This window comes from Lactobacillus acetotolerans DSM 20749 = JCM 3825, assembly GCF_001436775.1.
In the GTDB taxonomy this organism is placed as follows: Bacteria; Bacillota; Bacilli; order Lactobacillales; family Lactobacillaceae; genus Lactobacillus; species Lactobacillus acetotolerans.
On record NZ_AYZC01000006.1, the window covers coordinates 25705 to 52285 of the forward strand.

At 38.5% G+C, this 26581-nt stretch carries 23 protein-coding genes and 1 tRNA gene; 16 read left to right on the top strand and 8 right to left on the bottom strand.

Annotated elements, in window-relative coordinates; all coding sequences use genetic code 11:
* Positions 1 to 22: 22 nt before the first annotated feature.
* The 6 genes from spxB to rpmH form a co-directional block, all read right to left on the bottom strand.
* Positions 23 to 1819 (bottom strand): pyruvate oxidase, encoded by a 1797-nt coding sequence (spxB, locus tag FC77_RS01845; protein ID WP_056969884.1) that lies wholly within the window; start codon positions 1817 to 1819, stop codon positions 23 to 25.
* A gap of 265 nt (positions 1820 to 2084) precedes the next feature.
* The gene (gene mnmG / locus FC77_RS01850) at positions 2085 to 3983 is read right to left on the bottom strand and encodes a tRNA uridine-5-carboxymethylaminomethyl(34) synthesis enzyme MnmG (protein ID WP_056969886.1); all 1899 of its coding nucleotides are present in this window, start codon (positions 3981 to 3983) and stop codon (positions 2085 to 2087) included.
* Between the two features lie 13 nt (positions 3984 to 3996).
* On the bottom strand, positions 3997 to 5382 hold the full coding sequence (gene mnmE / locus FC77_RS01855; protein WP_056969888.1) for a tRNA uridine-5-carboxymethylaminomethyl(34) synthesis GTPase MnmE: 1386 nt from the start codon (positions 5380 to 5382) through the stop codon (positions 3997 to 3999).
* A 108-nt stretch (positions 5383 to 5490) separates the two neighbouring features.
* A complete protein-coding gene (locus tag FC77_RS01860; protein ID WP_151443676.1) occupies positions 5491 to 6360 on the bottom strand; it encodes a membrane protein insertase YidC in 870 nt (289 codons plus the stop codon).
* 1 nt (position 6361) lies between these two features.
* Positions 6362 to 6730, bottom strand: coding sequence for a ribonuclease P protein component (rnpA, locus tag FC77_RS01865; RefSeq protein WP_056969890.1), 369 nt, complete (start codon positions 6728 to 6730; stop codon positions 6362 to 6364).
* Positions 6731 to 6781: 51 nt separating this feature from the next.
* A complete protein-coding gene (gene rpmH / locus FC77_RS01870) occupies positions 6782 to 6922 on the bottom strand; it encodes a 50S ribosomal protein L34 (protein ID WP_003549412.1) in 141 nt (46 codons plus the stop codon).
* A gap of 554 nt (positions 6923 to 7476) precedes the next feature.
* On the opposite strand from rpmH, the gene dnaA reads away from it, so the two are divergent.
* The 13 genes from dnaA to FC77_RS01935 all read left to right on the top strand — a co-directional run bounded on the left by dnaA (position 7477) and on the right by FC77_RS01935 (position 22111).
* A complete protein-coding gene (dnaA, locus tag FC77_RS01875; protein ID WP_056969892.1) occupies positions 7477 to 8847 on the top strand; it encodes a chromosomal replication initiator protein DnaA in 1371 nt (456 codons plus the stop codon).
* Positions 8848 to 9045: 198 nt separating this feature from the next.
* On the top strand, positions 9046 to 10176 hold the full coding sequence (dnaN, locus tag FC77_RS01880; RefSeq protein WP_056969895.1) for a DNA polymerase III subunit beta: 1131 nt from the start codon (positions 9046 to 9048) through the stop codon (positions 10174 to 10176).
* A 226-nt stretch (positions 10177 to 10402) separates the two neighbouring features.
* Positions 10403 to 10618, top strand: a complete 216-nt coding sequence (gene yaaA / locus FC77_RS01885; RefSeq protein WP_056969897.1) for a S4 domain-containing protein YaaA — start codon at positions 10403 to 10405, stop codon at positions 10616 to 10618.
* A 5-nt stretch (positions 10619 to 10623) separates the two neighbouring features.
* The gene (recF, locus tag FC77_RS01890) at positions 10624 to 11760 is read left to right on the top strand and encodes a DNA replication/repair protein RecF (RefSeq protein WP_056969899.1); all 1137 of its coding nucleotides are present in this window, start codon (positions 10624 to 10626) and stop codon (positions 11758 to 11760) included.
* Positions 11753 to 13717: a DNA topoisomerase (ATP-hydrolyzing) subunit B gene (gene gyrB / locus FC77_RS01895; RefSeq protein ID WP_056969901.1), complete on the top strand. Its 1965-nt coding sequence runs from the start codon at positions 11753 to 11755 to the stop codon at positions 13715 to 13717. The genes recF and gyrB overlap by 8 nt, the downstream gene beginning before the upstream one ends.
* Positions 13718 to 13726: 9 nt before the next feature.
* Positions 13727 to 16240: a DNA gyrase subunit A gene (gene gyrA / locus FC77_RS01900; RefSeq protein ID WP_056969903.1), complete on the top strand. Its 2514-nt coding sequence runs from the start codon at positions 13727 to 13729 to the stop codon at positions 16238 to 16240.
* Positions 16241 to 16447: 207 nt separating this feature from the next.
* Positions 16448 to 16744 (top strand): 30S ribosomal protein S6, encoded by a 297-nt coding sequence (gene rpsF / locus FC77_RS01905; RefSeq protein WP_054681406.1) that lies wholly within the window; start codon positions 16448 to 16450, stop codon positions 16742 to 16744.
* A 44-nt stretch (positions 16745 to 16788) separates the two neighbouring features.
* Positions 16789 to 17331 carry a single-stranded DNA-binding protein gene (gene ssb, locus FC77_RS01910; protein WP_056969905.1) on the top strand — a complete coding sequence of 181 codons (543 nt, stop codon included), beginning with the start codon at positions 16789 to 16791 and terminating at the stop codon, positions 17329 to 17331.
* A 24-nt stretch (positions 17332 to 17355) separates the two neighbouring features.
* On the top strand, positions 17356 to 17595 hold the full coding sequence (gene rpsR, locus FC77_RS01915; protein WP_054681409.1) for a 30S ribosomal protein S18: 240 nt from the start codon (positions 17356 to 17358) through the stop codon (positions 17593 to 17595).
* A 168-nt stretch (positions 17596 to 17763) separates the two neighbouring features.
* Positions 17764 to 19797, top strand: a complete 2034-nt coding sequence (locus FC77_RS01920; RefSeq protein WP_056969907.1) for a DHH family phosphoesterase — start codon at positions 17764 to 17766, stop codon at positions 19795 to 19797.
* Between the two features lie 11 nt (positions 19798 to 19808).
* A complete protein-coding gene (rplI, locus tag FC77_RS01925) occupies positions 19809 to 20264 on the top strand; it encodes a 50S ribosomal protein L9 (RefSeq protein ID WP_056969909.1) in 456 nt (151 codons plus the stop codon).
* Between the two features lie 38 nt (positions 20265 to 20302).
* Positions 20303 to 21685 carry a replicative DNA helicase gene (gene dnaB / locus FC77_RS01930; RefSeq protein WP_056969911.1) on the top strand — a complete coding sequence of 461 codons (1383 nt, stop codon included), beginning with the start codon at positions 20303 to 20305 and terminating at the stop codon, positions 21683 to 21685.
* A gap of 225 nt (positions 21686 to 21910) precedes the next feature.
* Complete coding sequence (locus tag FC77_RS01935; RefSeq protein WP_054681411.1) at positions 21911 to 22111, top strand: CsbD family protein; 201 nt, start codon at positions 21911 to 21913, stop codon at positions 22109 to 22111.
* 90 nt (positions 22112 to 22201) lie between these two features.
* Here FC77_RS01935 and FC77_RS01940 read toward each other — a convergent pair whose 3' ends face one another.
* Positions 22202 to 23437, bottom strand: coding sequence for a DUF2974 domain-containing protein (locus tag FC77_RS01940; RefSeq protein WP_056969913.1), 1236 nt, complete (start codon positions 23435 to 23437; stop codon positions 22202 to 22204).
* Between the two features lie 103 nt (positions 23438 to 23540).
* On the opposite strand from FC77_RS01940, the gene FC77_RS01945 reads away from it, so the two are divergent.
* Positions 23541 to 24644 carry an endonuclease/exonuclease/phosphatase family protein gene (locus tag FC77_RS01945; RefSeq protein ID WP_056969915.1) on the top strand — a complete coding sequence of 368 codons (1104 nt, stop codon included), beginning with the start codon at positions 23541 to 23543 and terminating at the stop codon, positions 24642 to 24644.
* Positions 24645 to 24693: 49 nt separating this feature from the next.
* On the opposite strand, the gene FC77_RS01950 is transcribed toward FC77_RS01945, so the two are convergent.
* Entirely contained in the window at positions 24694 to 25395 is a 702-nt protein-coding gene (locus tag FC77_RS01950; protein ID WP_056969916.1) for an MgtC/SapB family protein, read from the bottom strand.
* Between the two features lie 151 nt (positions 25396 to 25546).
* On the opposite strand from FC77_RS01950, the gene FC77_RS01955 reads away from it, so the two are divergent.
* Positions 25547 to 25619: transfer RNA gene (locus tag FC77_RS01955), tRNA-Thr, on the top strand.
* Positions 25620 to 26047: 428 nt separating this feature from the next.
* Positions 26048 to 26548, top strand: a complete 501-nt coding sequence (locus FC77_RS01960; protein ID WP_225723708.1) for an RNase H family protein — start codon at positions 26048 to 26050, stop codon at positions 26546 to 26548.
* The last annotated feature ends 33 nt before the right edge of the window (positions 26549 to 26581 follow it).

Below are 26581 nucleotides of genomic sequence, written 5' to 3' on the forward strand. Positions count from 1 at the left end.
AAATATATCTACTAAAGCCAGATTAATGTTGTGAAGCACCTGAAGTAGTATCAGGTTCTGATTCTGCTTCTTGAGATGCACTTGAGGCAGGAGCAGCTTCTTCAACACCATACTTCTTTGCAAAGTAGCTAAATGGCTTCAATGCTTCAGCTTGATATTTCTTGACGAATGCTGGATCGTCAAGGGTATTCAATTCAGTTGAGTAAGGCATTGCATGGGTTAACTTAACGTCAATTAACATTGGACCATCCATGTTCTTGAATTCTTTAACAGCATCTGCGAATTCTTTCTTGTTACGAACAACTACGCCCTTAACATTCATACCATCAGCAACTTTTGCCCAATTATTATCTGGAATAATAACTCCTGATAATGGTTGGTGGGATTCGTCTTCTTGTTCAGCTTGAATATAGCCTAAAGTTTCGTTAGTAAAGACAACGTTTAATACGTGCATGTTGTAACGAGCTTGGGTCAACAATTCTTGGTTCATCATTGCAAAAGCACCATCACCAGCTAAGTTCCAAACTTCACGTTTTGGATATACAGTAGCTGCTGCAAGTGAAGCAGGAGCACCAAAGCCCATAGTTGCGTACAAGCCAGATGTTGCCCAAATTTGATCATCATGTAAATTCATCAAACGTTGGAAGTTGATATTAACGTTACCAACATCAACTGCAAAGACTGCATCGTCAGCAGCTTCTTTGTTAATAACATCAAAGACTGGTTCTGGACGCATTGGTGTCTCATCTGAATCAGCAAAGCTTTCTTGCCATGAATCCCAGTTCTCACGGTCTGCAATAGCAGCCTTGTAAAGTGGTGATTCTGAACGTTCTTCACCTGCATCAATAATTGCCTGCAAAGTCTTCTTACCGTCTGCTAAGATTGGAACATCAACTGCGTGCCGCTTACCTAAAGCTTCAGAGTCAACATCAATTTGGATAACCTTAGCCTTAGGGTTAAAGAAGAAGAGTGAGAATGGTGTGTCGTTACCAACCCAGACAACCAAGTCAGCATGAGTTTGAATATCATTACTTGGCTTCGGAGCAACACGGCCAATTGAGCCCATGTATGCTGGGAACTTATCTTCAACAATACCCTTAGCAAGTACTGATGACATCAAAGGTGTCTTAAATTTGTCAGCAAATTCTTTTAATTCTTTGCCAGCACCCTTAACACCAAGACCATAGTAAACTACAGGGTTCTTTGCTTCCTTAAGTAACTTAACGGCTGCATCAACTGACTCCTTCTTTGGAGCAGCGTAGTTTGGTGTAACTGCATGAGCATCGTAATTTACACGGAAGTTATCACTAATCTTGTCCCAGCCAAAGTCCTTAGGAAGAATTAATACGGCTGGACCCATCTTAGCATATGCTTGACGAATAGCTTCATCCATCATGCCAGGGATTTGATCGGCTCTCTTAATTTGGTGATTCCAAACAGCAACCGGATCAAACCAAGGTTTCTCATCAAAGGCTTGGAAGAAGTCCATATCTTGACGGCTAGTTGGAACGTTAGCAACAATAGCTACCATTGGAACGTGGTCATACTTTGCATCGTACAAGCCGTTCATTAAGTGAACAGCACCAGGACCGGCTGAACCGAAACATACACCGAGCTTGCCGCTGAACTTGTATTCAGCTGAAGCTGCTAAAGCTGCAGCCTCTTCGTGACGAACCTCGATATACTTCATCTTATCCTTAAAATCATAGATAGCGTTCATACCAGAATCGAATGAACCACCTGGGAATCCATAAATATGATCAATGTGCCAATTGTATAAAACTTGAAGCATGGCGTCGGCGCCATTAATTTTTGTCATTTTAAGTGCATCTCCTTAAATAATTGCTTACTTACATGATTCATTAAAACATATAATTTCACAATTTCAAGTGCAAGCAATTGTTATTTTATAGCATATGTAAGCGCTTCGTAAAAATATTTACATCACAAAGTTCACAAATTAATAAACAATTTTTTGATAATGATAGGGGTTACAATTGTGATTACCTGATCATAAAAGGTTATTTTTAGGTATTTTTTAGTAAAAAATACTTATAAAATAATTTTAAAATTATTTATTAAATTTACTTTGTTACTTTAGAATAATGACCATTTTGAACGTAAACACTCAAAATAGCTAAATCAGCAGGGTTGACCCCTGAAATTCGTTCTGCTTGGGCTAATGTTTCCGGACGAATCTTCTCAAACTTCTGCCTAGCTTCCGTAGCAAGACCATCAATAGCCTCATAATCAATATCAGCCGGTATTTTCTTAGCTTCCTGCCTGTGAAGGCGGTTAATTTGAACCTGTTCCTTTTTTATGTAACCGGCATACTTAATATTAATTTCTACTTGCTCTTTAACGTAACGGTCGTCTGAAATCTGCATCCCTGTTAACCGCTCAATATCATCAATTCTAACCTTAGGTCTACGTAAAAAGACGTCTGCCTTAGTACCAGCTTTCATCTTTCCACCACCGATAGTCTTTAAGTATTTTTGTACTTCATCGGTTGGATGAATGGTAATCGAAGCGAGTTTAGTCTTTGCTTCAGCAATATGCTTCTTTTTCTCCTCAAATTTAGCGTAGCGTTCATCCGAAATCAGACCAAGCTTATAGCCATAATCGGTCAAGCGCAGGTCGGCATTATCATGCCGCAAAATCAAGCGGTATTCCGCACGAGAGGTCAATAAACGGTATGGCTCATTGGTCCCCTTGGTTACCAAATCATCAATTAAAACGCCAATATAGGCTTCATCACGGCCCAAGGTAAAGCCAGGCTTACCCTTAGCACGAAGAGCCGCATTGATTCCAGCAATTAAACCTTGCCCTGCTGCTTCTTCATAGCCTGACGTACCGTTCATTTGTCCAGCGGTAAATAAGTTCTTAATCTTCTTAGTTTCCAGAGTATGTCTAAGCTGCCAAGGATCGATTACGTCGTATTCAATCGCATATCCTGGACGCATCATTTCCGCATGTTCAAGCCCAGCTACTGAGTGCAGCATCTTTAACTGAATTTCTTCAGGCATAGAGGTTGAAAAATCCCCAACATAAATTTCATGAGTGGTTTTGCCTTCAGGCTCTAAGAAAAGTTGGTGACGCGGTTTATCAGCAAAACGGACAACTTTGGTTTCAATTGATGGACAATAACGCGGACCCACACCCTTAATTTGGCCAGAAAACATGGGAGACCGTTTTAAGTTATTCCTAATAATCTTATGAGTCACAGGATTGGTATAAGTCATCCAGCAGGAAATTTGGTACTTTAGATAATCTGAATCTTTACTTTCAAATGAAAAGTGCCGCGGAGTTTTATCCCCCGGTTCTTCCTGCGTTTTAGAATAATCAATCGTATGACCATTAACCCGTGGCGGGGTCCCAGTCTTAAACCGTCGAAGCTTAAATCCTAATTTTTGTAAATTTTCTGATAATTTAATGGCAGGAATCGTGTTATCCGGCCCGGATGAATAATTAAGCTCACCAATATAAATCCGGCCACGAGCAGAAGTCCCAGTAGTCAAAACCACACTCTTTGAATGGTATCTGGCACCGGTATTAGTTTGCACACCTTTGCAGACGCCATCTTCGGTAATCAGTTGGTCTACAAGCCCCTGCCGTAAAGTCAAATGCGGGGTATTTTCAATAACATCTTTCATATGTTCATGGTATTGCCACTTGTCGGCTTGTGCCCTTAACGCACGGACAGCCGGCCCCTTGCCTGTATTCAACATCCGCATTTGAATGTAGGTAGCGTCAATATTTTTACCCATTTGACCGCCTAATGCATCAATTTCACGGACAACCGTTCCCTTAGCGGGACCACCAACGGAAGGATTACACGGCATAAAAGCAACCATATCCAAGCTAATGGTTAATAGTAATGTCGTGAGGCCCATATGAGCACTGGCTAAAGCAGCTTCACAACCTGCATGGCCAGCACCAACGACAATGACATCATATTCATCTGAATCAAAAGTCTTTATCATCTTTTATTAATTCCTACTTTCCTAAACAAAATTGGCTGAACAGGTCATTGATTAATTCATCTGGGGCACTATCACCGGTAATCTCACCTAAAGTATCCCAAGCACCAGTAAAATCAATCTGCGCAATATCTACGGGAACATCCTTATTAACAGCATGGATAACATCCTGTAACTGCTTTTTTGCTTTTTGCAAAAGTCCTGTTTGCCGCTGGTTAGTTACCATAACTTGATCATTAGAATTTTCAATACCAGAGAAGAACAGTTTTTTGATAGTATTCTCTAGCTCATCTAAATTCTTTTCTTTTAAAATTGAAGTTGAAATTACCGCACTGCTGGTTAGTTTTCTCATCCCTGCAGTCGTTATTTTCTGTCCCAAATCGGTTTTATTTAAGATAATGATCCGCTTTTTGCCATCGGTTTCCTTAACTAGAGCCATATCTTCATCAGTCAATTCTTCACTTGAATCAAGTATGAGTAAAACCAGATCAGCTTTCTTCAAAGCCGCTTCTGAACGTTCAACTCCAATTTTTTCAACCTTATTACTAGTGTGCCGAATGCCGGCCGTATCAACTAGTTTAAGCGGAACCCCTTTAATAGAAACGTATTCTTCTAGAGTGTCCCGAGTAGTCCCTGCAACATCGGTAACGATTGCCTTATCACTCTTAGTCAAATAATTAAGCAGGGATGATTTCCCAACATTAGGACGACCCACGATTGCGGTGGCTAAACCATTACGTAAGACGGTCCCTTCTTGAGCAGTTTTAAGCAGCTGATTTATCTTATTGATAACGGATTGCGATGTATCAGCCATCTGCTTGGCAGTTACTGTATCTGCATCGTACTCAGGGTAATCGATATTAACCTCAACGTTAGCTAGCGTATTCAAAATTTCTTTGCGCATTGCGCGAATCTTCTTAAGTAAGCCGCCACTGAGTTGTTGAACGGCTACCTGCCGTGCCTTATCAGTTTTAGCACGAACAATATCCATCACACTCTCAGCTTGGGTTAAATCAATTCGTCCGTTAACAAAGGCCCTTTTGGTAAATTCACCAGGATCTGCCATCCGCGCACCATGTCCAAGCAGCAACTGCAAAATATGGTTGGTAACAACAATCCCACCATGGCAGTTAATTTCAACAATATCCTCACGGGTAAAGGTTTTAGGAGCACGCATCACAGTTACCATTACCTCATCAATTGTTTTGCCGGTGTCCGGATCAACAATATGGCCGTAATGAATGGTATGCGTCGGCACTTTAGTTAAATTAGCTCCCTTAAATACCTTATTGGCAATTTTAACCGCATCTTCACCAGACATACGTACAATAGAAATTCCACCTTCACCTATGGGAGTGGAAATTGCTGCTATCGTATCAAACTCAGTTAAAGTTTTAGCCATGATTTACCTCTTTTTTCCAATAAAAAAAGCGCATTATAACAGCATGGAACACCATGATGTATAAAGCACTTTGACTACTTTATCTAAAAATCATTTTAGACGTTTATTCTATTTTCTGCGTCTTAGACGCTTGTAAGTTTTTCTGATTTTATGCTTACGCTCACGTTCAGCCTTAACCTTAGCTTCTTGCTCACGCTTATATTTAAACGGGTTTTGCAGGATGAAGGTTTGAATAACCTGGAAAAGATTAGAAATAACCCAGTAAAGAGTAATGGCAGACTGGAAGTAAATACCCATTACACCTACCATAATTGACATTCCATATGTCATAACCTTGGTCATCCCGTTTTGAGATTCCTTCGGCGTAGACATTTGACTGATATAAGTAGATATAAAAGTAAATACCATCGACAAAATCGGCATTATGTAATACGGGTCCGGCTTACCTAAGTCCATCCATAAGAAACGACCGGTTTGCAGTTGTGGCGTACGCATAATGGCACCATACAGGGCATACATAACAGGAAGCTGAATAATCAATGGAAGACACCCGGCGTACGGATTTACCCCGGCTTCCTTATAAAGCTTATTTGTTTCCTGTGATAATAATGTCCTGGATTCAGTATCGTGTCCTGGATACTTCTTCTGAAGCGCAGTAACCTGCGGCTGAATCCCCTGCATCTTGGTCGTGCTTCTGATTGAAATCGCATTTAATGGTAACAAGATGACCCGGACAATAACGGTAAAGGCTATAATTGACCAACCATAGTTGTTGCCCATAATCTTGGCAAGCCAAAGTAGGAAGGTGGACATGTAATAAATTACCCATCTATCCCACCAATTTCCGCTATTATGCGAAACTGGCGCCATTTGCTGCGAATTGGGAGCCGCACAACCAGTTAAAACAACTGCAATTGTGACAACCGCCAAAAGTGCAAGCAGACGTTTGACATTTCTTTTAGTCAGAATGTCTTTCACTCTAATCTTCCTCAACTTCATCTGGCATTTCTTCAATAATATGAGCCAAAGACAGCGCATGAAGCAAATTCTTGCGTATCTCAGCCATCTTAAAATTACGAGCATAAGGTCTGGCGATTACCAAAAAATCAATGTGCGGATCAATCTCCGCCTTTTCTTCGGTAAGCACTGCACGAATATAACGTTTGAGTTGGTTTCGAGCAACAGCAGTATGCCCAACCTTTTTGCCAACAGAAATACCTACCCGAAAGTGTTTATTTTCTGTTCTTTCCATTTTATAGATAACAAAAGCTCGATTAGCAACTGAGTCGCCAGATGTAAAAACTCGCTGAAAATCCTTTTCAGTTTTAACTCGATAAGACTTTCTCAAAACGTTCCATTCCACTCTAGTAGACTAAAAAAACCACTGGGATTCAGTGGTTTAAGCAGATAAGACTTTTCTACCCTTTGCGCGGCGTCTTGCTAAAACCTTACGGCCATTTGATGTACTCATACGCTTCATAAAGCCATGAACACGTGAACGGTGACGCTTCTTAGGTTGGTAAGTTCTTTTAGTTGTCATTAGACTACACCTCCATTTGTGTGCGAACTGCACAATTTAGTATCTAGAATAGCATGATTACGGCAAAAAACCAAGTATAAATTAAAAAAAGAATAATTATTTATGGTAAGAACTTTCTAAATTTCGCATCCCACACCGTAATTTCTTATTAAATAACTGATAAAGGCTAACCAGATAAGAAAAAATAACAGCAGTAAATAAGCAATATTTAAAATCAAATCTGTGGATTATTTTAGCTTTTCATTTTCCATATTTAGTAAAACACAAGAAAATACGCAGATTTATCCACAATTCACACCTTGTTTAAAAAGATATGCACAAGTTGTGGATAACGATTCATAAAATAGCTATAATGTACTATGAAATAAGGGAAAATTATACACAGATAGTCTGTAGAAAGAGGACAATATTTAAATAATAATAGTATTAATGTGGATCAGCCAAAAATAATTATCCACATCCTGTGAATATTGGATTTCTTTTGTACACTTGTGGAAAACATTTTAATGAGATGCTAAAATAAAGATTGCTTTTTATTATTGGAGGAATAAATTTTGTTCGATATTGATAAATTTTGGCAACATTTTAACGATGAAATGCGCGAACGCTTTAATGAAGTTGCCTATAATGCTTGGTTTAAAAACACGAAACCAATTTCCTACAATAAAGGAACGCATGAATTAAAAATTGCTGTTCAAAATCCAGTAGCCGAAGGTTACTGGGAAAAGAATCTATCTTCACAGCTTATTCAATCGGCTTATGGGTACGCAAATATAGAAATTCTGCCTACCTTTCACGTTGCAGACGACAGTAAAAGTCCCGAAAGAATGGTCACACCTAAACCTAAAACCGCTCGTCCCTTACACACTAGCAAGGCTCCCGATCATGAAGATTTTATGCGCGATTTACAGCTAAACGATAAGTATACTTTTGACAACTTCGTTCAAGGCGAAGGCAACAAACTAGCCGCTGGTGCAGCCCTAGCCGTTGCCGATAGCCCTGGTAGTTTTTATAATCCGCTCTTTATTTTTGGTGGCGTTGGTTTAGGAAAAACACACTTAATGCAGGCAATCGGGCACCAGATGCTCGCCGAAAGGCCAAACTCAAAGGTCGTTTACATTCAAAGTGAGACTTTCGTCAATGACTTCATTAACTCCATCAAAAATAAAACGCAGGATCAATTCCGTGAGAAATACAGAACCTGCGACCTATTATTAGTTGATGATATTCAATTCTTTGCAAAAAAAGAGGGGATTCAGGAAGAATTCTTTCATACTTTTGAAACCCTTTATAATGATCAAAAACAAATTGTAATGACGAGTGACCGCCTGCCAACCGAAATACCTGATTTGTCGGAGCGTCTGGTATCCCGGTTTGCTTGGGGACTGCAAGTTGAAATTACACCACCGGATCTTGAAACCCGAATCGCAATTTTACGTAAAAAAGCAGAAGCGGAACACTTAACCATTGACGACAACACTTTGGATTACATAGCTTCACAAGTTGACACAAACATCCGTGAACTTGAAGGTGCCCTTGTTAAGGTCCAGGCTCACGCCACCATTGAAAAAGAAGATATTAATGTAAATTTAGCGCGTGAAGCTTTAGCCGATCTTAAGTTAGTTCAAAAGGATCGTGGCTTACAAATATCCAAAATTCAAGAAGTAGTTGCTAATTATTTTCAAACTTCAACTACTGAATTAAAGGGAAAGAGACGGGTAAGACAAATAGTGGTACCAAGACAAATCGCAATGTACCTTTCTCGTGAACTGACAGATGCAAGCTTACCTAAAATTGGACAAGAATTTGGCGGGAAGGACCACACGACAGTCATGCATGCTTACCAAAAGATCAGCCGCCAGATTAAAACTGATTCCGATATCAAAACTGCTGTATTCGATTTAAAGCAAATGCTTGATCGCTAAAAAGCAAATGCTTGATCGCTAATAAGTTGTCCACTGTGGATAACTTTTAACTTTGTACACATTTTCTTAACCGCAACAATTCCGTTATTTTAGGCCGCTTAATACTTTTCAACAAAAATCACAGGACCTACTACTACTAAGTAATTAAATATATAATTAATATAAATAAAAAACATACCTGAAATCAGGAGGCAACAAATGAAATTTACAGTTAACCGCAACTTGTTTTTAGAAAACTTAAATAATGTAATGAGAGCAATTTCATCAAGAGCTACTATTCCAATACTTAGTGGGATTAAACTTGATTTATCTGAACAAGAATTACTATTAACGGGTAGTGATACAGATATTTCAATCGAAATCAAAATTCCGGTAAGTGAAGATTTAACAGTAGAATCAACCGGTTCAATTGTTTTACCTGCACGCTTCTTTAGTGAAATTGTTAAAAAATTACCAGGAAAAGATTTCTCTTTTGAAGTTAAACAAAGTTTTCAAACACAAATCATATCTGAAAATAGTGAATTCACCATTAACGGCTTAGATGCCAATAATTACCCAAGATTACCTGAAATCCCTGACGATTCCTCTTTTGTTATCTCAGGAAAAACTTTCAGAGAGATAATTAACGAAACTGAATTTGCCGTTGCTATTCAAGAAAGCCGTTTGGTTTTAACAGGTGTTCATTTTACTTTTAGTCCAGATAAAATTCACGCTGTTGCCACTGATTCCCACCGGTTAGCAAGCAGAGTACTAGCTTTAAAAAACGGACCGCAAACTAAAACAGATTTAATTATTCCCGGTAAGAGTTTACAGGAATTGTCACGGATTATCGGAGAGACCGATCCGAAGGTTAAAGTTTGCCCAGGTGATAGTCAGGTCCTTTTTGAAATTGGCAATATTTCATTCTATTCACGTCTTCTTGAGGGTAGTTATCCTGATACCGAGCGGTTAATTCCAACCGAAAGCACCACAACGGTTAAATTTGACCTGTCTGAACTTTCTAGTGCCCTTGACCGTGCGAGTCTATTAACGCATGCGGGTCGTAACAACGTTGTCAACTTAACTTTGGATACTGAAAAGCAAACGGCAAAATTATCCGGTAAATCCGCTGAAATTGGTAATGTTGAGGAAGATGTTGCCTTTAAGGATCTGGAAGGGAAGAACTTAAAGATTTCCTTCAACCCTGATTATTTGCGGGATGCCTTACGTGCTTCAGTTACCGATTCGGTAATCATGAACTTTACGCAGCCACTTCGTCCGTTTACGGTAAATCCAGATAAGGATGACGTAGCTTTTGTCCAATTGATAACGCCAGTTAGAACTTATTAATCTATTATTAAAGTTGGTTACTAAAAAAGATCGTCGATTGACGGTCTTTTTGTTTGTTATTTTTTCTCTGAGTGCCAAAAAATGGTTGGAGTTACTTTTTTTACGTATTTATTATGAGTTGGTTAGCTTTCTAAAAAAACGCTCATATGGCTTTATATTAGCCTTTAAGTTTGTCTTTTAACTCACAAACGAATATAATTATATAGGTACTAATAGAGTGTTGAAGGTGAATACTATCAAAAATTTTACAATTAAAGGTGAATATATTACCTTAGGTCAATTTTTAAAAGAAGAGGCCATAATCTCTTCTGGTGGACAGGCAAAATGGTATTTGCGTGACAATCCCGTTTTATTGAACGGTGAAAAAGAAAATCGCCGGGGTAAGAAACTACGTTCAGGTGACAAAGTTGAAGTTGCCGGTAATACTTATGAATTTCGGTAAAATTAATGTATCTCGATCATTTTGTTGCACAGAATTATCGTAATTTAAAAAATATTGATATTAATTTTGATCCGAATGTCAATATTTTTATTGGTAAAAATGCGCAAGGGAAAACCAATTTACTTGAAGCAATTTATTTTTTAGCGTTGACCAGATCTCATCGGACCAGCAGTGATAAAGAATTAATTGCTTTTGGCAAAGATTATACCAACCTCATGGGACATGTCCATAAAAGCCAGGTGAACTCAGATTTACGAGTTCTGATTACCAAAAAAGGTAAAAAAGTTTGGGTGAATCGGGTAGAACAAGCAAAAGTGTCTAAGTATATTGGACAATTGAACGCTATTCTTTTTTCGCCAGAAGACCTGGAATTAATCAAGGGTGCCCCAGCTTTAAGGCGTCGGTTTATGGATCAAGAATTTGGTCAAATTAATCCAGAATACTTGTATTTTGCGAGTAAATACCGGCAGGTTCTCTTTCAGAGAAACAATTATTTAAAGCAGTTAGCAAAAGGCGAGGCACATGATTTAGTTTTTCTGGATGTTCTTTCAGATCAATTAGCTGGGATCGCAGCCGAAATTGTTGTGCGGCGGTTTAAGTTCCTCAACTATCTGAGTCGCTTTGCAAGTGACGCGTATACGCACATAAGTTCAGCAGATGAGGTTTTAACGGTAACTTATCATCCATCAGTGGTGGATATTAAGGCTACAGATAGTACGGAGGACATTTATCATAAAGTCCTAGCTAATTATAAAAGAAGCAAAAATAATGAGATTAGAAAGGGCACAACCTTATCTGGTCCCCACCGCGATGACATTGAATTTAAGCTTGATGGTAAAGATGCTCATTTGTATGGCTCCCAGGGTCAGCAAAGAACGATTGCCTTGAGTATCAAGCTGGCTGAGATTCAATTGGTTCACCAGTTAACAGATGAATATCCGCTGCTTTTGCTGGATGATGTTATGAGTGAACTGGATCATAGTCGTCAGAGCGCGCTTTTGAATTATATTCACGGGAAGACACAAACTTTCATCACCACTACAGATCTTGAAGGTATTTCCTGGGAAATAATCAAGCAACCGAAAATATATCGTATTCAATCCGGTAAAATTAGTTTGGAAAAAGGAGAATTGAATGGCTGATAATAAAAAAGAAAATCTTGCTAAAGACAAGAAATATGAAAAAGAAGCCGATAAATATAATGCCAGTCAAATTCAGGTTTTAGGCGGACTTGAAGCTGTTCGTAAGCGGCCAGGCATGTACATTGGCTCAACTAGTTCTCAAGGCTTGCACCATTTGGTATGGGAAGTTATTGATAACAGTATCGATGAGCGTTTAGCCGGTTTTGCTAGTAAAATTGAAGTTACTGTCAATGCCGATGGCAGTGTAACTGTTCAGGATGATGGTCGTGGTATTCCGGTTGATATCCAAAAGAAGACCGGTCGTCCAGCCCTAGAAACTGTATTTACTGTCTTACATGCCGGTGGTAAATTTGGCGGCGGCGGATATAAAGTATCCGGCGGACTGCACGGTGTTGGTGCTTCCGTTGTTAACGCACTTTCTAGCCACCTTGATGTAACTACTATGCGTGATGGTAAAAAGTACTTTATCGATTTCGATCGTGGCCGTGTAAGGGATCAGATGAAAGTGGTTGGTGATGTTCCGTTAAACGAACACGGTACAATCGTCCATTTTTATCCAGATCCAGACATTTTTACTGAGACTACTTCCTTCGATGATAAGGTTTTAAAGACCCGTATTCGTGAACTTGCATTCCTAAACAAAGGCTTAAAGTTGACCTTTACTGATAAACGCAAGGACTCTGCAGAGACCGATGTTTACCACTATGAAGGTGGAATTAAGGAGTATGTTTCTTTCTTGAATAGGAACTCTAAAGTACTCTTTGATGAGCCTATTTACGTTGAGGGTAATTACAATGGCATTAATGTTGAAGTAGCTTTGCAATATACCACTGGCTATAAAACAACGTTAATGACTTTTGCCAACAACATTCATACCTATGAAGGTGGAACTCATGAAGCCGGCTTTAAGACCGCACTCACCCGGGTAGTGAATGACTATGCTCATAAAGCTAAAATTTTAAAAGATAAAGATGATAACCTTTCGGGTGAAGACATCCGTGAAGGTATGACTGCTGTAGTTTCCGTTAAGCACCCAGATCCACAATTTGAAGGGCAGACGAAGACTAAACTTGGTAACTCTGACGCTAGAACTGCCGTTGATAAGGCATTTTCTGAGACCTTCAGCCACTTTTTGATGGAGAACCCCAAAGTAGGCCGTAAGATCGTAGAAAAATCGCAATTGGCTGAACGTGCCAGAACGGCCGCTAAGAGAGCTCGTGAAGTAACACGTAAGAAGTCAGGGCTCGAAATAGCTAACCTGCCAGGTAAATTAGCTGACAATACCAGTAATGATCCTAATATTTCGGAATTATTTGTTGTCGAAGGTAACTCAGCCGGTGGTTCTGCTAAGCAGGGACGTTCAAGGTTAACGCAAGCTATTTTGCCGATTAGAGGTAAAATCTTAAACGTTGAAAAAGCTTCAATGGATAGAATCCTAGCTAATCAAGAAATTCGTTCTTTGTTTACAGCTTTGGGGACAGGTTTTGGTGCTGATTTTGATATTACAAAAGCCCGGTACCATAAGCTAATCATCATGACTGATGCCGATGTCGACGGGGCACACATTAGAACTTTGCTTCTAACCCTGTTCTACAACTACATGCGTCCGATGATTAAAAAGGGATATGTGTATATCGCTCGTCCGCCTCTTTACCAGGTTCGTCAAGGTAAGATCGTTAAGTACCTTGATACTGACGATGAACTCCATGATTATTTGGGTAGTTTACAACCAAGTCCGAAGCCGACAGTTCAGCGGTACAAAGGATTAGGAGAAATGGACCCATCACAGTTATGGGAAACAACAATGAATCCAGAAAACCGGCGTCTTGATCGGGTTAGCCCAGAATATGCCCAAGATGCTGACCAGGTCTTTGAACTATTGATGGGCAATGAAGTTGCACCTCGGCGTAACTTTATTGAAAAGAATGCTAAATACGTTGAGAACTTGGATGCTTAGGAGGTTTAAATGGATAACGATAATCAAACTCAAGATCACAGAATAAGAAACGTTGATCTGACTAGCATGATGAATAGTTCCTTCTTGGACTATGCTATGTCAGTTATCGTTGCTCGTGCCTTGCCTGATGTACGTGATGGCTTAAAACCGGTACAGCGTCGGATTCTTTACGGAATGAGCGAATTGGGCGTTACACCTGATAAACCGTATAAAAAATCGGCCAGAATTGTTGGGGAAGTCATGGGGAAGTTTCACCCCCACGGTGACTCATCAATTTACTTAGCTATGGCGCACATGGCGCAAAATTTCAGCTATCGCTACATGTTAGTTGATGGTCACGGTAACTTTGGTTCTGTCGATGGTGATGAACCAGCTGCTATGCGGTATACCGAAGCTCGGATGAGCAAGATCGCCGTTGAAATGCTACGCGACATCAATAAAAATACGGTTGATTGGCAACGTAACTATGATGACACGGAGAATGAGCCGGTTGTTTTACCGGCTAGAATTCCGAACTTATTAGTTAACGGAGCTAGTGGTATTGCCGTTGGTATGACAACTAATATTCCACCCCATAATTTAAGTGAAGTTATTAGCGGCATTCACATGCTTATGGATAATCCAGAAGTTACTACCAAAGATTTGATGAAGGCTATTCCTGGCCCTGATTTTCCTACCGGTGGTATCATTATGGGTCGCGGCGGTATTTACCGTGCTTATAACAGTGGTAAGGGCAATATTGTTGTCCGCGCTAAGACTAATATTGAAACTGAAAAGAGCGGCCGTGAACGAATTATCGTCAGTGAAATTCCGTACATGGTCAATAAGGCTGAGTTAGTTAAAAAAATTGCTGATTTAGCACGAGCCAAAACAATTGATGGCATTACCGGTGTCCGTGATGAATCAGATCAGACAGGGATGCGGGTAACTATTGATATTCGGCGGGATGCCAGTGCTAGCGTTGTCTTAAATAATCTATTCAAGATGACCCAAATGCAGGCCAACTTCGGTATGAATATGGTTGCGATCGTTGATGGTGCACCACACTTCTTAACTTTGAAGCAAATGCTGCAATATTACTTGAAACACCAAGAGGATGTAGTAACCCGCAGAACTAAGTTTCAGTTAGCCAAAGCTGAAGCAAGGGCCCATATACTTGAAGGCTTAAAGGTTGCTCTAGACCATATCGATGAAATTGTCCGGATTATCCGTCAAAGTCAATCAAGTGATGTAGCCAAAGCTGCCTTGATTAGTCGTTTTGACCTCGATGATAAGCAATCACAGGCCATCTTAGATATGCGTCTTGTTCGCTTAACTGGATTAGAACGAGGCAAAGTTGAAGCTGAATATAATGATTTGCAAACTAAGATTGCAGATTATAAAGATATTCTTGCTAAGCCTGAAAGAATTAATAAAATTATTTATGATGAACTGCTTGATATCCAGAAGCGTTTTGGTGACAAGCGTCGAACTGAGATTGGAGCAAGTGAAGTTGTTTCGATTGAAGACGAAGATTTAATTGAAAAGCAAAACGTTCTTTTGACCTTAACCCATAGTGGTTATATCAAGAGAATGCCAATTAAAGAATTTAAGACCCAAAACCGTGGTGGTAAAGGAATTAAAGGCATGGGCGTTAAGAAGGGTGACTTTATTGAGCACCTGATTTATTCAAGCACGCACGATTCACTTTTATTCTTTACTAATAAGGGTAAGGTTTATTCTAAGAAAGCCTTTGAGATTCCAGAATACGGACGAACTGCTCAAGGGTTGCCAGTTGTAAACCTCCTTCGACTTGAAAAGGGCGAAAAGATTCAAACTATTATCAATATTCCTGAGGATGCCAAGGATAATTACTTATTCTTTATTACTAAGATGGGTACCGTAAAACGTACGCATGTCAGTGCATTTTCTAATATTAGAAATAGTGGTTTGATCGCACTAACTCTGCGTGATGGGGATGAATTAAATAATGTTTTGACTACCGATGGTAAACAAAATATTTTAATTGGTACCCATTTAGGCTATGCCGTAACCTTTAATGAAGGTGACGTTCGTGCCATGGGTCGAACCGCTGCCGGTGTTCGTGGGATTAAACTTCGTGATCATGATTATGTAGTGGGATCAGGCGTTATTAAGCCAAATGATGAAGTTCTCGTAATTTCTGAAAAAGGTTATGGTAAACGCACGGCTGCTAAAGAGTATCCGGTTAAAGGCCGTGGTGGTAAAGGAATCAAAACTTCCAATATTACCGAAAAGAATGGTCCGCTTGCTGGTGTGAAAGTCATTGATGGCACTCAAGACATTATGGTTATTACCACGAATGGGATTATGATTCGTTTTAAGATTGGCGACGTTTCCCAAACTGGTAGAAGCACAATGGGAGTTCGTTTGATCAAAGTTAGTGGCAAGAGTAAGGTAGCTAGCCTCGCAATTGTTCCAACTGAAGAAGATCAAGACATTACTGATGATGACCAAGATGCAGACAGTGATGAAAAAGCAGATAGTTCAGATAAAAAAGAATAAAAACTAAAAATTTAGTTTACTAAAAAGTTATCAGACCTTTTCGCGTATTTATAAATAGAGAATCAATGAATTCTTATAAATCACGCGAACGATGTTTGGTAATTTTTTGTTTATGTGCTAAAATTAAAGACTGCGAGTAATATTTTCCGTTACTCCTTGTTCTTGTTTTGGCAAGAACCATTTAGTCCAGAAGGAGGTGCAATAGTCATGGCAACTACTAAGTATGAAATAACTTATATTATTAAGCCTGATGTTGATGAAGAGTCAAAGAAGGCAATCGTTGATAAATACGATAAAGTTATCGCAGACAACGATGGTACTATGGTTGAATCTAAAGACTGGGGAAAGCGTCATTTTGCATATGAAATCGATAAATATCGTGAAGGTGTTTATCATATTATGACTTTCACTGCAGATAATGCTAAAGCAGTTAATGAATTTGACCGTTTGTCTAAGATTGACAACGCAGTTTTGCGTTCGATGACCGTTAAATTAGATAAATAATTACATTAATCGTTTTCGTGATTTAGGAAAGGAAGGACCGAAGTATGATTAATAGAGCTGTACTTGTTGGCCGTTTAACACGTGATCCTGAATTACGTACTACTACGAGTGGAATCTCAGTTGCTAGCTTTACGCTTGCCGTTGACCGTCAGTATACTAACGCTCAAGGTGAAAGAGGCGCAGACTTTATCAGCTGTGTGATCTGGAGAAAGGCTGCGGAGAACTTCTGTAACTTTACTTCAAAGGGATCATTAGTTGGTATTGATGGCCGAATTCAAACTAGAAGTTATGATAACAAAGATGGGCAGCGAGTTTATGTAACTGAAGTTGTAGTAGACAATTTCGCGTTACTTGAATCACGTAAAACTCGTGAGGCTCAAAGCCAGAATGGCGGTTTCACTCCAAATAACAATGGGAATGTTGGTACTGGGAATGCACCTAGCACGCCAAGTAGCAATAATTCTCAAAGTAATGGAAATACATCAAATAATAATGACAACAATGATAGTAAAAAAGATAAACCTAAAGATCCATTTGCTGGATCGGGCGATACCATTGACATTTCAGATGATGATCTTCCATTCTAAGTTTTAAAGAAAGGATCTAGGGATATGGCTCAACAAAGAAGAGGCGGCGGTCGCCGTCGTCGTAAGGTTGACTACATTGCAGCTAACCACATCGACTACGTTGACTACAAAGACGTTGATCTGTTGAAACGTTTTATCTCAGAAAGAGGTAAAATTTTACCACGTCGTGTCACTGGCACTAGTGCTAAGAATCAACGTAAGGTAGCTAAAGCAATTGAAAGAGCTCGTATTATGGGCTTATTGCCATTTGTTACTGAAGACTAATTAGTCAAAACAAATAATATTAAAAATGCAGGACAAAATCCTGTATTTTTTTGTATAAAAATAATTTAAAAAAGTAAAATTAGACTCTTTTTTATATGGTTTCTTCCTAGCTCCATACAAGGTATAATAAAAATGATATATTTTACCTTAAACTAGGAAGGATCTTTCATGAAAAATTTTTTAAAAGATTTTTTACGTAAGCTTGAAATCCCCGCCTTTATTAAAGATCCACGGTTAACAGCTTCCGTAGTAATCATTCTAGTATTGTCATTATTAGGCAGTATCATTGGGATGATTATGAACCCATTATTTGGTTTGGCGATGGTTTTGATTTTTATTTTGACTGTAGCTTTTACCATTTATGGAACTTATATTTTAGCTGGTAATGCAAATAACTTCGCGGTTAATTTGTCTTACAGGATCAAACGTAGCGAACAAGAAGCGATGATTAAGATGCCCCTTGGCATCTTACTTTATGATGCTGATCATCAAATTCAATGGGTAAACCCGTATTTACAGCTTTATTTAAAGAATGATGATTTAGTTGGGCACACAATTGAATCAGTTGATCCAGAACTAAATAAATTGCTTAATAAGGCAATTGAAGCAAAAACTTCTGAAAACCACGTTGTCAGTTGGGATAATCACCAGTTTGAAATGGTGGTGCAAGATAATTTAGGTGTTATATATTTACTTGATATAACACGTTATGCCAAAATTGAGGATAAGTACAAGGCAGATAGGCTAGCAATCGGGCAGGTCTTTATCGATAACTATGATGAGTTAAGTGAGGCTATGCATGATCAACAATTGACCAGTATGAGTTCTTACGTTCAGAATACTTTAAGCGATTATGCTAAAGAGTTTAATTCATACCTTAAGAGAATTGATGAAGATCACTCCCTGCTTTTGACACATAAGCAGGATCTAGATAAAATGGAAAAAAATAAATTTTCTGTTTTAGACAAAGTTCGTCAGGAAACAAGCCGTAATAACACTCCTTTAACCTTATCAATCGGGATTGCATTTGGCAGTGATTCAATTACTGAAATTGCTGATCAGGCACAATCTAACCTTGATCTGGCTTTAGGACGTGGTGGTGACCAGGTTGTTTTGCGTCAACCTGGAAAAGATGCCCGCTTTTATGGTGGGAAATCTAACCCAATGGAGAAGCGGACCAGAGTCCGTGCCCGTATGGTTTCCAATGCGATTAGTGAATTATTTAAGGATGCCGACAGGGTCTTTGTTGTGGGTCATACTCGTCCTGATATGGATTCAGTCGGCAGTGGTATTGGTGTTGTTAAGATCGCCCGTTTACATAAGGTGAAAGCTAATTTTGTTTTAGACGTTAATAATACCAACTACGATGTAGCCCGGTTAGTAACTCATATGAAAAAGTCAAAGGGTGACGATAACATCTTTATTGACCCTAAAGTTGCTTTAGATAAGGTAACTGATAAATCAATATTGGTTATGGTTGATCACTCTAAGTATTCAATTACGTATTCTAAGAAATTGTATGATCGGTTGAAGAATCGAATTATTGTAATTGATCACCACCGCCGTGGCGAAGAATTTCCAGAAAATCCAATGTTAACCTACGTTGAACCATATGCCTCATCAGCTTCTGAGTTGGTAACTGAAATGGTTGAATACCAACAACCTGGTACAAGGAAGCGTGTGTTAACCGATATTGATGCGACTGCAATGTTAGCCGGGATCACGGTTGACTCCAAAGAATTTTCACTTAGGACTGGCACCAGAACCTTTGATGCGGCAAGTTATTTGCGGTCAATTGGAGCTAGTTCACTAGAAGTTAGTGAGTTATTGAAGGAAGACATCAGCAGTTTCCTTGAACGAACACGTCTGGTTGCTACTATTAAGATGGTCCAACCCAAGATGGCTATGCTTTGTGGCCCAGATGATCAAATTATTGACCCAATTATTACGGCTCAGGCAGCAGATACGGCGCTTGAGCTTGAGAATGTTGAGGCAAGTTTTGCCATTACTCGTCGTAGTAAGGATACTATTGGTATCTCTGCTCGTTCGATGGGTGATGTCAACGTGCAGATTATCATGGAACAAATGGGCGGTGGTGGCCACCTTTCTAATGCAGCTACCCAAATTAAAGGCATTACAGTTAAAGATGCATGTACTAAACTAGAGCAGGCAATCGAAACATACAAAAAAGAAAATGATTAAAGGAGACAAAAATGAAGATTATTTTTACAAAAGACGTTAGAGGCCGCGGTAAGCGTGGAGAAGTTAAAGATGTTCCTACAGGCTATGCACAAAATTTCTTAATTAAGCGTGGATTAGCTAAAGCTGCCACCAAAGCTAACATGAATACCTTAAAGCGGGTAGTTGCCAATGAAGAAGCTGCTTATAAGGCACAGAAAGCAGACGCTGAAAAAGTTAAGGCAAGCCTTGAGAAAGATGATACTATTGTCAACTTTAAGTCAAAGGCTGGTACCGATTCTCGTTTGTTTGGCTCAATTTCTAGTAAAAAGATAGTTGAAGGACTTGATAAACAATATGGTATTAAGATTGATAAACGTAAATTAAACCTGCCTGAACCAATTAAAACTTTGGGATACACAAACGTACCAGTTAAGTTATTTAAAGGCGTAGAAGGCACTATTCGGGTTCATGTTACGGAACAGGATTAATACTTTAACTAGATTTTTATAAAAAGTGGTCGTGATTAATGGATAATATTGTTTCTCAACAAATACCTCATGACGATGAGGCGGAAAAAGCCGTTTTAGGTGCGATTTTTATTGATCCAGAAGCAATTGCTGATGCGAGTGTAATAGTTCAGCCCGAGGATTTTTATAAACGGGCTAACCAGTTAACCTTTCAGGCGATGTTGGATTTATCCGACCGGGGGGATGCAATCGATCCACTTACGCTTCAAGATGAATTAACTAAGAAAAAGCAGTTAGAAGATATTGGCGGGATCGGTTATGTTTCTGAATTAGCATTAGCCACACCAACCGCTGCGCATATTACTTACTATGCTAAGATCGTGCACAGAAAAGCATTGTTGCGCAGACTGATTTCTGCCAGCCAAAAAATTATTAGCAATGCTATTCAGGATTCTGATGATGTCACCGACATTATTGATGATGCTGAGAGTGAGATCATGAATGTTTCCGCTGAAAATAGTACTGGCGGATTCAGGAAGATTAAAGACATTGTTAATTCAACAGTTGAAGAGATTAATAATATTCCAGATGACGGCAATATGGTCACCGGCTTGCCAACCGGATTTTCTGAGCTCGACAAGATGACCACTGGTTTTCATGATGGTGAATTGGTTATCGTGGCTGCTCGTCCTGGTGTCGGTAAAACCTCTTTTGCATTGAACGTGGCTCAATTTGTTGGATTGCATACAGATAAGACGGTTGCTATGTTCTCACTTGAAATGAGTGGCGAACAGTTAGTACAAAGAATGCTCGCTTCTGAGGGATTGATTGATTCGCAACATTTAAGAACGGGTCAATTAAATGAAGAAGAGTGGCGAAAATTGATCGTTGCCTCTGGCTCACTCGCTAATACCAGTATTTATATTGATGACACACCAGGTATTAAGATGAGTGAAATACGAGCTAAGTCTAGACGCTTGGCAAAAGAAAAAGGCAATCTTGGCCTGATTGTGGTTGATTATTTGCAGTTGATCGAAGGACCGCATAGTGAATCACGTCAGCAAGAAGTTTCCGCTATTTCACGGCAGTTAAAGAAGCTAGCGAAAGAGTTACACGTACCCGTCATTGCATTGTCACAATTATCGCGTTCAGTTGAGCAACGGCAAGATAAACGTCCTGTGTTATCTGATATTCGTGAATCTGGTTCGATTGAACAGGATGCCGATATCGTGTCGTTTCTTTACCGTGATGATTATTACCGTGATGATAGTGATGAAGAAAATAGTAATGCTGAAGTTACCCCAGAAGAGGATAATGGTGAGATAGAAGTTATTATTGAGAAGAACCGGTCGGGTAGCCGAGGAACTGTTAAATTGATGTTCTCAAAGCCGTATAACCGTTTCTCAAATTTGGATTATGCTCACGATGATCCTGGTAAATAAAAAATAAAATGTCCACTGATTAATGTGGGCATTTTTTGTAGAAAAGAATTAAAAGAGTAAATAAGTATGCATTGATTGTTTTGAACTAGCTAAAACAATACTTAAGTAAATATAGTATAGTTTAAGTGGCTTTCTAGGTGCTTTTTTAGTGACATTATTATATGAATCATGTACCACAAGAATGTAAACCTAAACTACATATTTTTAAGAAAGGACAGGTATTATATGTCTAAGGATACAGAAAACTTAAAAGATAAGGTAGCCGGCAAAGCAAAAGAAGTCGAAGGTAAAGGTACTGGAGACAAGGCTCGAGAAGTTGAAGGCAAGGCTCAAAAAGCTGCTGGAAAAGTCGGAGATAAGGCAAAAGAAGCTGCCGGTAAGGTAAAAGATAAAATTAATGAGGTTAAAGACAATCTTAAGAAGTAATTTAACCTTTGAATAGAAAATATCCCTAAGAGAAAAATTCTCTTAGGGATATTTTTATGTTTCATGTGTAACACGAATTTGCTTTATGAATTATTTCTTTTTAATTTTTTTGCTTTTACCTTTCTTCTTATTTACTTTTGCTTCAACGTTTTTAGGTAATTTCAAATTAGGGCTATCAGGATCGTAAAATTCAAAAAATACGGGTGCTTTCTTTGAATCGTTACTCTTTGGGTAAAAGTCATAACCATTTTCAATAAGAGGAAGATTCATATTCTTTCGGTAAGAATTCCAAATATCTGTGAAAATAGCAATAATTACTTTACGTAATTTGGGATCAAGGGACATAATTACACGACTCAGACGGTAAGTCCCAATAATTTTATGTGCGGTAAGCTGATTAACGTCCTTAATATCAGAATTTTCGAAGGCATCAAAGAGGGCAGAGAACATCTCACTCCTTTTGTCTTCAGGAATAGAATTATTAAAATGAATTAAAGCATGACGCATAATGCGTGCGCCTGGAGTTAATCCTGCTGCTAATACGAAACTATCCCGACCGACTGACCAACGTCGGGGATCATGCTGGTATCGCATTGGTACGGTACTTTTGACAATCAAAGTTCGTTCAGGATGATCTAGCATAGTTCCGATAACAGAAGCTTCTGGCAGGTATGTCTTCATTTTAGATATAGTTCGGATAAATCCCGAGCTTGAAGAAATTTTATGGAAAAAGCCTGGTCCATCAAAGCATAATGCTTTAATTACTCGATCCTGTACTTGCTGTTTGGCTACACTTAAAGAGTATTGAGCAAAGTTGCCACCTTTAGAGTGCCCTAATAAATAAATCTGATCATCCTGGAATTTTCTAGCTATTTTGTTAAGGTACTTAGCAGCAACGTTTTGCCCATAAATTTTGGGCATATAACTCATATTCATATCTTCATTCCAACCGATTATGGAACTGTCCGTGCCCCGATAAGCAATTATGATTGTATTGGAATTTAACCTAAAAGTGGCAGCAGAAAATTGTAATGGATACGGATCCTTTTCCATTTTGTTAGTCCAGTCGAGGATTGTAATGTTACCAAGACGGGGACTCTTAGTTAGAAGTAAAACTTCTGCTCCCGTTTCATCATGCATTTGGTGCTGAAAAGAGGGTAATTTACTTAATTTTTCGGCAACTTCTCCTAATGTGTGGTTAATTGCAGACTTATCAATGGGTAAATAAATGACAGAAGAAAGTAAAGATGCGTCGACACTGTTAAATGGCTTTTCTTTAAAACTGAGATCACCCCGCCAACGAAGATAATCAAGTGAACTTGCCATTTTATCCTTCCTTTCAAATTAAAAATGTGACACTATTTTATTGTAGCGAATTTTATTAAAAATAATCACTTAGAAGGACGAAATTAAGAAAAAAGAATAAAAGATGAAAATTTTGAAAAGAATTGCTGTTACTATTTTGGTTATATTAGGAATATTGATTGTTGCTTTGTTATTGTATTTTTGGTATATGCAAGCACATTATTATAGAATACCTGATCATAAGAAATTACCTGTAGGTAATAACCCAAGAGATGAATTAGTGCCAGGTAAAAAGTATACTGCTACTACTTATAATATTGGCTTCGGTGCGTATAATCATAACTTTGATTTCTTTATGGACGCTGGGGAATTAAAGAATGGAAAGAAAATACGAGGACATCGTGGAACAGCATTTTCAAAACAGGCTGTTTTGGACTCCACTCATGGTGTCATGAATGCTATGGATAAAGAAAATCCTGACTTTATGTTTTTCCAAGAAATTGATACTAACTCAACTCGAAGTAAACACGTTAACCAGGTTCAGATGTTGGAGAATCATTTTCCTAATTATGGACATGTGTTTGCTAATAACTTCCATTCGGCATTCCTTGCCTGGCCACCATTTGATCCACATGGCAGTGTTCAATCAGGCTTGCTTAGCTTGAGCCGCTATCATATTAATCATGCCGTTCGGCGTAAATACCCAGTTACAAAGGCTTTGATTTCTAAATTTACGGATCTTGATCGCTGTTTTGCCATGATGATCCTGCCAGTAAAGAATGGCAAAAAATTAATTTTGATTAATAGCCATATGTCTGCCTATGACAAAGGTGGTAAAATGCGTAAAGCGCAGATGAAACTACTTGATTCCGTCATTGAAAAAGAATATAAAATGGGGAATTACGTGATTGTTGCAGGTGATTATAATCATGCTTTAGGTAAAGATATGATGACGCACTTCTCACATGAAGAAAAAATTCCCAGTTGGGTATCAGTACTTGATCAAAAAATGTTGGCTAAGCACTTTACTATGGTTAAAGCTGTAAACCGGGAGAAGATCCCGACAGTTAGGGCAACGGATATGAAGTATGATCCGAAGGTTAACTATATGACGATCTGTGACGGCTACTTTGTTTCTGACAATATTAAAGCTAAAGCAACTAATATTAATACGGATTTTAAGTATGCGGATCACAACCCTGTAAGATTAGAATTTGAATTAAAATAGCGCAAAAAAATAAGCAATAGATTTCAAAAATCTATTGCTTTTTGCTTTTTTATCTGCCGCCACGTGTATAACTAATCCTTTTAATATCAGGATATTTACGTAGCGCCATTATAATATCATTTTCGTCGATTTTATTATTGATTACACCATCTACGAAAAAAACGATATTAGTATCACTGACATCCAAGATTTTAACGGAAATGTTTTCTACCCCGTTAGCTTTTAATTCCCGCTCAATCGTATTCAATATGTGATGTGTGTTAACTGCTTCTATTTGTAAATTAAAACGGACGTGAACGATAATTTTATTAATCAAGGTATCATCATGAAACAGCATCTGTACAATGAACAAAAAGGCCGCAGATAGGATGCCGATAATATACATTCCGGCACCAACGGCCATACCGATAGCTGCGGTCGCCCAGACACCGGCGGCTGTAGTTAAACCTGAAATCTGTTCTTTACGGACCAAGATTGTACCAGCGCCAATGAAGGAAATACCGGTAACAATCTGGGCCGCGATTCTTGAAGGGTCTAGAGCGACATCACGCATACTTAATAAATCGGCAAAACCGTATTTTGATACGATCATAAAGAGGGCAGAGGCAATGGCTACAACAATATGAGTTCTAACTCCTGCGCTTTTTCTTTGAATTGCTCGTTCATAGCCGATTACCGCACCACAGATAGCTGCGACGACAATTCTTAATAGCCAGTCCAATTGAATAGGAAGAGACGTTAAACTAGTCATGAAGTCACTCCATTCTGTAAAAAAACTTATAACATGTCCTATTATACCCAATACCAACATGCAGTTATAACAAAAAGTGGGGAAAAGTCAAAAAATACTTGCGTGCCATTCGTTTATATGTTTTAATTAATATCGTTGTCAGTTAAGACATGCTGACTTAGCTCAGTTGGCAGAGCACGTCATTAGTAATGATGAGGTCGGAGGTTCGAATCCTCTAGTCAGCACTATAAAGATTCATTTAGTGTTATAAAGCTTTGTTTATCAGCGTTTTGTGAAGATAAATGAAGCTTTATTTTTTTGAATTAAAGTAAATGAAGCACATGATTCTGCACACGTTTTTGACTGTGTGCATGAAAGAAATTTTGAGAATGCTAAGAATGCTATAATGACGCGGTTTATAAGCAATATTTTGTGTGCAACGGCAAAACGTTTTAAGATAATTTGGATAATAGGTTACTTGGAAGATTGAGTAAGTAAGAGTTGAAGTTCAATTTAGAGTAAGAAAAGAAATAATTTCTGTACATGGATTAAATCGTGTGCATGTTAAAGTTTAAGGATAGAATACATGTTGTAATGACGGGCTTTAAGCCCGTTTTTTTGTGTGCATAAATGATATAATAAAATTATAGTAAAGTATGAGATGGAGGCTAGAATGGCTTATACAATTTATACAAGAGGCGTTGTAAGTAAATTCCCTGAAAAAGGGGATTTTGAATTAGGTTTTTGGTGTTATTACTTACGCACCATAAATCATACAGAATTAAAATGCGAAGTAATTAGTAGTAAAACTACTACTCCTAGAATGCAATTAAAAGCAGTTATAGAAGCTTTGAAAGCTTGTAAAGATATTGGCCCTCAAAATACAGTTAAGGTATATACAACTGATCAGCAATACTTTGATAATTGCTTTAACGATAAAGCAAGTAGAAGAAAAAATAAAGATCTTTGGGAAGAAATAGATAATTTACAAATAGATAAACAACTAATGATGTTCCCAGCTGATAAAGATAATAGTATTGAGGAAAGTAGGGGTATGAGAATATTAAAGAGTGCCCTTAAAGATACTCAAGAATATGATTCCACTTGGCAAGTCTCTAAATCTCAACCTAATATGGAAAAATATTTTGGTGTACGCGTGGTGCTAGTTGTTTAAATTAACCAAATAGCCTAGATTATAAGTTAAAAT

Excerpts from the sequence above, each read along its gene's own strand:
- spxB (WP_056969884.1), bottom strand. The coding sequence starts at position 1,819 with ATGACAAAAATTAATGGCGCCGACGCCATGCTTCAAGTTTTATACAAT.
- mnmG (WP_056969886.1), bottom strand. The coding sequence starts at position 3,983 with ATGATAAAGACTTTTGATTCAGATGAATATGATGTCATTGTCGTTGGT.
- ssb (WP_056969905.1), top strand. The coding sequence starts at position 16,789 with ATGATTAATAGAGCTGTACTTGTTGGCCGTTTAACACGTGATCCTGAA.
- FC77_RS01945 (WP_056969915.1), top strand. The coding sequence starts at position 23,541 with ATGAAAATTTTGAAAAGAATTGCTGTTACTATTTTGGTTATATTAGGA.
- FC77_RS01935 (WP_054681411.1), top strand. The coding sequence starts at position 21,911 with ATGTCTAAGGATACAGAAAACTTAAAAGATAAGGTAGCCGGCAAAGCA.
- FC77_RS01960 (WP_225723708.1), top strand. The coding sequence starts at position 26,048 with ATGGCTTATACAATTTATACAAGAGGCGTTGTAAGTAAATTCCCTGAA.
- gyrB (WP_056969901.1), top strand. The coding sequence starts at position 11,753 with ATGGCTGATAATAAAAAAGAAAATCTTGCTAAAGACAAGAAATATGAA.
- FC77_RS01920 (WP_056969907.1), top strand. The coding sequence starts at position 17,764 with ATGAAAAATTTTTTAAAAGATTTTTTACGTAAGCTTGAAATCCCCGCC.
- dnaN (WP_056969895.1), top strand. The coding sequence starts at position 9,046 with ATGAAATTTACAGTTAACCGCAACTTGTTTTTAGAAAACTTAAATAAT.
- recF (WP_056969899.1), top strand. The coding sequence starts at position 10,624 with ATGTATCTCGATCATTTTGTTGCACAGAATTATCGTAATTTAAAAAAT.
- mnmE (WP_056969888.1), bottom strand. The coding sequence starts at position 5,382 with ATGGCTAAAACTTTAACTGAGTTTGATACGATAGCAGCAATTTCCACT.
- FC77_RS01940 (WP_056969913.1), bottom strand. The coding sequence starts at position 23,437 with ATGGCAAGTTCACTTGATTATCTTCGTTGGCGGGGTGATCTCAGTTTT.
- rpmH (WP_003549412.1), bottom strand. The coding sequence starts at position 6,922 with ATGACAACTAAAAGAACTTACCAACCTAAGAAGCGTCACCGTTCACGT.
- dnaB (WP_056969911.1), top strand. The coding sequence starts at position 20,303 with ATGGATAATATTGTTTCTCAACAAATACCTCATGACGATGAGGCGGAA.
- rpsF (WP_054681406.1), top strand. The coding sequence starts at position 16,448 with ATGGCAACTACTAAGTATGAAATAACTTATATTATTAAGCCTGATGTT.
- gyrA (WP_056969903.1), top strand. The coding sequence starts at position 13,727 with ATGGATAACGATAATCAAACTCAAGATCACAGAATAAGAAACGTTGAT.
- rplI (WP_056969909.1), top strand. The coding sequence starts at position 19,809 with ATGAAGATTATTTTTACAAAAGACGTTAGAGGCCGCGGTAAGCGTGGA.
- FC77_RS01950 (WP_056969916.1), bottom strand. The coding sequence starts at position 25,395 with ATGACTAGTTTAACGTCTCTTCCTATTCAATTGGACTGGCTATTAAGA.
- rpsR (WP_054681409.1), top strand. The coding sequence starts at position 17,356 with ATGGCTCAACAAAGAAGAGGCGGCGGTCGCCGTCGTCGTAAGGTTGAC.